This window comes from Nocardia sp. NPDC005978, assembly GCF_040614455.1.
Lineage (GTDB): Bacteria > Actinomycetota > Actinomycetes > Mycobacteriales > Mycobacteriaceae > Nocardia.
Genome location: NZ_JBEXUS010000041.1, coordinates 61,450 through 67,617, shown reverse-complemented (window position 1 = coordinate 67,617; position 6,168 = coordinate 61,450). Strand labels below are relative to the sequence as shown.

5 protein-coding genes and 1 tRNA gene are annotated in these 6,168 nt (G+C 63.8%); 4 read left to right on the top strand and 2 right to left on the bottom strand.

Annotated elements, in window-relative coordinates:
• The first annotated feature begins 4 nt into the window (after positions 1-4).
• Together ABZ319_RS20230 and ABZ319_RS20225 are read left to right on the top strand one after the other, a co-directional pair.
• Positions 5-77: transfer RNA gene (locus ABZ319_RS20230), tRNA-Ala, on the top strand.
• A gap of 301 nt (positions 78-378) precedes the next feature.
• Positions 379-522, top strand: coding sequence for a hypothetical protein (locus ABZ319_RS20225; RefSeq protein ID WP_354987977.1), 144 nt, complete (start codon positions 379-381; stop codon positions 520-522).
• A gap of 110 nt (positions 523-632) precedes the next feature.
• Here the strand turns inward: ABZ319_RS20225 and ABZ319_RS20220 are convergent, their stop codons facing one another.
• Complete coding sequence (locus tag ABZ319_RS20220) at positions 633-1,475, bottom strand: hypothetical protein (protein WP_354987976.1); 843 nt, start codon at positions 1,473-1,475, stop codon at positions 633-635.
• Positions 1,476-1,730: 255 nt separating this feature from the next.
• Between ABZ319_RS20220 and ABZ319_RS20215 the strand changes: the two genes are divergently transcribed.
• Positions 1,731-3,224 carry a DUF222 domain-containing protein gene (locus ABZ319_RS20215; RefSeq protein ID WP_354987975.1) on the top strand — a complete coding sequence of 498 codons (1,494 nt, stop codon included), beginning with the start codon at positions 1,731-1,733 and terminating at the stop codon, positions 3,222-3,224.
• 1,046 nt (positions 3,225-4,270) lie between these two features.
• The gene (locus ABZ319_RS20210; protein WP_354987974.1) at positions 4,271-5,215 is read left to right on the top strand and encodes a hypothetical protein; all 945 of its coding nucleotides are present in this window, start codon (positions 4,271-4,273) and stop codon (positions 5,213-5,215) included.
• 15 nt (positions 5,216-5,230) lie between these two features.
• On the opposite strand, the gene ABZ319_RS20205 is transcribed toward ABZ319_RS20210, so the two are convergent.
• On the bottom strand, positions 5,231-6,142 hold the full coding sequence (locus ABZ319_RS20205; protein ID WP_354987973.1) for a hypothetical protein: 912 nt from the start codon (positions 6,140-6,142) through the stop codon (positions 5,231-5,233).
• Positions 6,143-6,168: the final 26 nt, after the last annotated feature.

Sequence of the window (6,168 nt, the reverse complement as noted above, 5' to 3'; positions counted from 1 at the left end):
GTTCGGGGCTATGGCGCAGCTGGTAGCGCACCACACTGGCAGTGTGGGGGTCAGGGGTTCGAGTCCCCTTAGCTCCACTCCACGTGTATTTACACGAACGGACTCCGTTGGGGCTGGAATCGCACAAGCGATTCCAGCCCCAACGTCATTTCGGGGGCCGGGCCATTCGGTGGGGACATCGGCGTTGCGAACGGTGTATCTCGTGCCGGAGTTCGCGCATACCACCGGAGGTCGAGCGCGGAGCCCGTGGCGGTCTGTGGAGACGGAAGGCGCCGAAAAGATTTGGATTTCGGCGCGCGAATCGTGTTCATGTTGGTGCCGGACGCCGCAACGCGCGTAATATGTGCCGCAGTAGGCAATTGTGCGAGGAGGCGAGTGATGGGCGTGTTGATACAGGGACCCAGCCGCGTCACGCGGGTGATGCTCACGTCGGAGCAGATCGCCGAGCGCCGTCGCGAAGTCGAGAAGATGCTGAAGCGGAAACCTTCGCGTACCAACGCGGTTCTCAAAGCCGCCAAATAGGGCGGTGGCCGCCGTCGGGCAGCGACCACTGCCCGAATAATGGCGCGTCCGGTTCGGGACGCGACCGGATGTGCGCGAGGATCGAGCGGTGAAGGGCTCGTGCCCGAGAATCAGCCGATCGGGCGGCGGCGCACCAGGTTCATCAGGCCCGCGCATACGTTGCCGAATGTCAGTGGGATCCACATCATCAGGAGCTCGCCGGTATCCCAGTTGGGTGCGCGATCCAGGAACCATCGGATGAATCGGTCGGGGTTCTGCATTGTGCGGGACGCACGAATACGGTCCGGATGCCGGATGACGGCATCGCTGCGCAGGATCCACGGATCGTGGTCGTCGATCACCAAGTCTCGGCGGTGTGCCACTTCGGTGAGCGCGTCGAGTATGTATGCGGGAGCGACCCGGCCGTCGACGTGGGGGTAGTACTCCGGTGTGAAACGAGTGAGGGTACCGAAGGAAATCGGCGAGGACGCGACCGCGTTGTAGGCGAGCTCGTGGCGGGCGAAGGTAAGTCGCGTTCGCAGTATCTCCTGCGTGAGAGCGGTCGCGAGCGGCACCATGGCCCGGTAGTGCAGTCTGCTCATCACCGCGCACGACACCACGAGCAGCCTGCGCCCGGACACCGGTATCGGATCGACGGTGAAGTTCAGGAAGGCCGCGAGTTCGCCTGAGACGCCATAGAACAGGTGCAGCCGCGTGTCATCGAACAGGCGGTGCTCGCGAAACTCGGCACGAGTGTTCCCGACGACATGCTCCGACCAGATTTCGAACGTCTCGTCGACGATCGCCTCCCGCTCCCGCTCGGGCAGCTCGCCGAAGACCACCCGGCGACGACGATGAATGCGCTCTTGGGTCCGCCGGACCGGTTCAATTGTCGAATCCATAACGCGTACAGCATCATCCGGTGCCCAACCATGGTCAAATTCGGATGGTCCGACAGCGGTGGGCGGACGCAACCGTCGCCCGATTGCCCGGGTCGAGTCGCAGCCGTAGGCGCCGCCGAGATACCCCTGGGGAACGCTTGCCGAGCCCTCTGATATCGCCGACGTCGTGGCGTTTCCGGTCTCCGGTTCTGCCCCGTTGAATCACCGGGCAGGTGCTTTGTGCCGGCGGTGGGATGTTTGAATTTGAACTGCCGATGTGTCTGAATAGCGCTGTATCACAATGGAATTGGGCTATTGCTGCCTGCTATTGGGGAGTAGAATGGGGGTATGAATTCGGGAGGGATGACCGCTATCGCGCAGGGTGTACACGCACTCGATGTCGCGGCGGAATCCTTGCTCGAATCGCCCTTGTTTTCGGTGGTTGATGATGAGCTCATCGAGGTTATGCAGGACATCGAAGCCATCACGCGCAAACTCGACGCGATGAAGCAGCATCTCGTGCTCGAAGCGGTGACGCGGGGGTTGCCTGTTCGGGCGGGTGTGAAGAGTCCGGTCCGGTTTCTGCAAGAGACACTGCGGCTTTCGCGCGGTGAAGCCGCTGCGCGGGTGCGGAATACCGAGTTGTTGTCGGCGGTGTCCGAGGGCACGTTCACGCGGCCGCCGGTGTTGGCGTTGGTGGCGCGGGCGCAGCGGGCGGGTGAGATTTCCACCGACCATATTCGGGCGATTCATGAGGTGATCAAGCAGATCCCCGCCGCGGCGGGTCCCAAGGCGGTGGATTTCGCCGAGGAACAGCTGACGGTGTTCGCGCGTGAAGGTGATCCGAAGGGCATCACCACGCTCGGGGTGCGGATCTTGCAATTCACCGATCCGGATGGGTCGTTGACCCGGGATCGTGACCAGCAGGCGCGGCGGGGGTTCACGATCGGGCATGCGCGTGCTGATGGGATGGCTCCGGTGTCGGGGTGGGTGACCCCGCAATTCCAGGCGGTTTTCACTCCGGTGCTCGAGAAGCTCGCCCGTCCTGGCATGTGTAATCCCGATGACCCCGAGAGCCCGCATACCACCGCAGAACTCGGGATCGACACCGCAACCGACACCGGCGACCAGGACAGTGACGTTTCCGGTGACAGCCCGGTGGCTGCTGCGCGGGCGGTGCTCGAAGCTGCTGCCAAGCGGGATCATCGCACCGCTGCTCAACGCAATCATGATGCGGTGATCGCGTTCCTGCGCCCGGACATGGGACCCACAAGGCTCGGAAACCACCGTGGGCTTCCCGTCTCGACCGTGATCACCATGAGCATCAACGATCTCGAGCAGCGCACCGGTATGGCGACCACCGCCACCGGCGGCACCCTCTCGATCGCCCAAGCGGTCGAGCTGGCGGCCAACGCGACCCCGTATCTGGTCATCATCGACGCGAACGGTCGCCCGCTGCACTTCGCCCGCGGTGAACGCCTCGCCACCCCCGAACAGCGGTTGGCACTCACCGCCGTCGAAAGAGGCTGCACCCGCCCCGGATGCGACGCACCAGCCACCCGCTCAGCAGTCCACCACATCAAAGAATGGGCCGATGGCGGCGAAACGGACATCGAGAACCTGACATTCGCGTGCGATGCCTGCCACGCACAGATCAACTCTGGCCCGAACGGCTGGAAAACGATCGTCATGCCCGAAGATTCGGAGCATCCCGGCAAAACCGGGTGGATACCCCCACCCCATATCGACCCCGCTCGCAGACCGCGCGTGAACTTCCGTCATCACCCGCGTGTGTCGAGTCCTTCGGGTGTGCCGGGTATCCCGGCGCGGCGACTCTGCTAGAGCGCTGCCCTCCAGTCGGAACCCAAAGCCCAAAGCCAAACCCCAAGAGCGGCAGCGGTGTTCACTCCAGTGGCCGACGTAGCCGAGACCCGCACGCGCCGTGCGTCTTCCGGCGGGGTTCGGGAGAACAAGCAAGAACAACGCGGCAATGCTGGTCACTTCGCCTGCCGTACCCGACTTCGGCTCCCCAGCTGGGAGCCTATTCGCCCTTCCAGCCTGGCTGGATGGCCGTGGGAACCTTCTCGAGACCTACAGACAAAAGACTCGTCATCGCTGAATGCCGGTACCGCCGTAGAGGGTGATTGTGGTGAGCGGTAATCCATTCGAGGCTTGCTTGTACCCCCGCCGGTGATGGATCCCGTTTATCGGCCCGGTAGGGCTGGTACCGCCGTCGAGGCACCCAACCCGCCCCCGCTGGTTCTCCGTTATCCAGGCGTCTTTCCCCAGCCAGGCACCCAACCGAAGTCGAGGCACCCAACCCGCCCCCGCTGGCACTCCGCTATCCAGGCGCTCTTTCTCCGGTAGGGCTGGTACCGCCGCCGAGTCTCCCAGCCGGACCATGCTGGTTCTCCGTTATCCAGGCCGCTCTCCCTCGGGAGGGCTGGAACCGCAGCCCGCCCCTCCCAGCCGCACCCCGCTGGTTCTCGTTATCCAGTCGTCCGTCAACGCAACCCGGCACCCAACTCTCCGATACGCCGGAACTCTGCAGCCCCACCAAACTCCACCAATCAGCCAACGCGCCCTCCGATCCAACTGGGCGATTTGCCCAGTGTTTCCCGACCCTGTTACAACCGGTGCCGAGAACCCCTCGATCAGAGAAGGGTTCGAACCGGGGAGGGTTCATGAGCAAGTACTGGAAGCACGACCTGCGCGAGGCCCGAGCACAGGAAGCTTTCGACATCAGCGACTTCGATCCATCGCAATTCACCGTCACCCGTACGTCTTTCGAAGACGGGCGGACGGTTGTCGAGACCATGTCGATGGAGGACCTGTTCGCGTCGTCCGGGGACAGCCCGATGGCGGAGACCGCGGAGGTGCGCAACGAGTTGTGGGAGTGGTTCGAGGAAGCCCTCGCCTACACCCTGTTCACCTTGCCCGCGAATGGCCGGTTGATGTTCGGGAATCTCGTTGGCGAGGAGACCGAACGATTCGTGCGCTTCACCAGGTTCGATCAGTTTCTGATGTGCGAGACCGCGTTGACCGATGACAGTGAGCAGCGGGAGCCGAGGCTGCGGCGGGGGACCGTCGACATGTGGGATTTCGGCGAGTGGCAGGAGCCGCAGCCGGAGCAGGGGATGGACAGCTGGTTCCGGATTGTCGAGTGGCCCGCCGAGTACTCTGAGTTCGAGGATGTCGCGGAAGCCGCGGTGGAATCATTTCGATTCGTGAGTGCGGCGGAGTGGCCGCACGAAATCGTCTCCGTGGCAGTCGATGTGGAGTCGGACGCCGAGATCGAGAACACGCTGTTCAACTACGACCCGATCACCGCTGAAACAATGTCGCAATTGCCCGTGGACCAGCTGCGCAGCCTGCTCGGCGTCCACCGGGAGATGCTCGAGGTGATTCTGGCTGCCGACGCTGCCGGTCAAGAGGTCCGAATCGTCTTCGCGCGAACACATGCCGAGACCCGGAACGCGCAAGTGCTCGTGAGTGGTGAGAGCGGCCGCTGGCCCGCCGCGCGCGAGCGCACGCTGGATGTGATCGCGCAGACCGGGCCGACGAGCCTGCTGGCCATCGATGTTCTCCTGGATGTGCCCGCCGGCACGGATGTGACCGACTACCTGGCACTGCGGGAGTTCGGCGACGACAGCGCCTATCAGGGCACGCGCGAGTACCTGCTCGGAATGCTCACTGCTGAACCGGCTTTCGCCGCGGCTGTCGAAGCGAGGCCCGAGCTGGCGGCGGCGGTGCGAGCCGGGACCGTGGGGCTCGAATACCACCTTCTCGGCGTCACCGGCGACGGCGATAAGACGGTCTATCGCTACCTGTGATCCCGGCTCGGCGGCTCAGTTCATCTTCCCCTGCATAGGGATATAGATCTCGGCCGCCTCCACGAATCCACCACCGATTCGCGCGGCCAAAGCCAGCGCCTCATCGGTCTTGCGCATCGCGTTGCGCAGGTAGTCATCGTCATCGTCGCCCACCGCGAGCAGTTCATCGGTATTGCGCGCCAGCCAGTGCCGGGTCAGCTTCACCGCGGCGGGGCTGACGTAGCCGCCGATCTCGTAGTTGGCCGGAATCGTGAAGTTGGCTTGCCATTCCAGCTGCGGAAATTCCGACTGCAGCATGCCGAGCAGTGCCGAGTTGTCGACAAGGCCCGAGTGGCCGTCCAATTCGGCGGTGCGCTCGAGCAGGGTCGGCCAGGCTTTTCCGCGCTGAATCCAGCCGGGCAGGATGTAGGAGAGGAAGTCGACGAGCACGAATTGCAGGTTCCCGGTGAGGAGTTCGGCCGGGTCCGCACGCTCGCCGTCCGGCTTCACGAAGGGCTGACCCGCGCGCAGTGCTCGAACCACGTTGCGCAGCAGCACGATATGGCCGGAGATCTCTTCGGTGAGATCCCGGTCTCCGGGCAGTGTGCCCTCCATGTCCGGCTGTACCCGCCCGGGCAGTCGCCGATCCAGCAGTGATAGCTGATGCGTCGCGAGTCCATCCACCTGATCCGGCGTGCACCGGTTGTACTGCAGCACCGTCTCGGCGACATCCTCCGCCGACTGCGCCGTAATGAAATAGGGGCGACCCCACACGTACAGGTGCGGATCGAAATTGTCATCGTGCCCGAGCGCCTGCATCGCGCCCAGTCCCCACCCGTTCGCGCGGAATCTGACCTTGGCCTGCTCCACCCCGAATCTGATCAGATCATCGAGATCTCGTTCATCCCCGTACCCCGCGATGTACGGAAGCACTCGACTCTCGACCATCCGCATGTCAATCGCATGAAAACTAA

Coding starts and splice junctions, on each gene's coding strand:
- ABZ319_RS20205 (WP_354987973.1), bottom strand. CDS start 6,142: ATGGTCGAGAGTCGAGTGCTTCCGTACATCGCGGGGTACGGGGATGAA.
- ABZ319_RS20225 (WP_354987977.1), top strand. CDS start 379: ATGGGCGTGTTGATACAGGGACCCAGCCGCGTCACGCGGGTGATGCTC.
- ABZ319_RS20215 (WP_354987975.1), top strand. CDS start 1,731: ATGAATTCGGGAGGGATGACCGCTATCGCGCAGGGTGTACACGCACTC.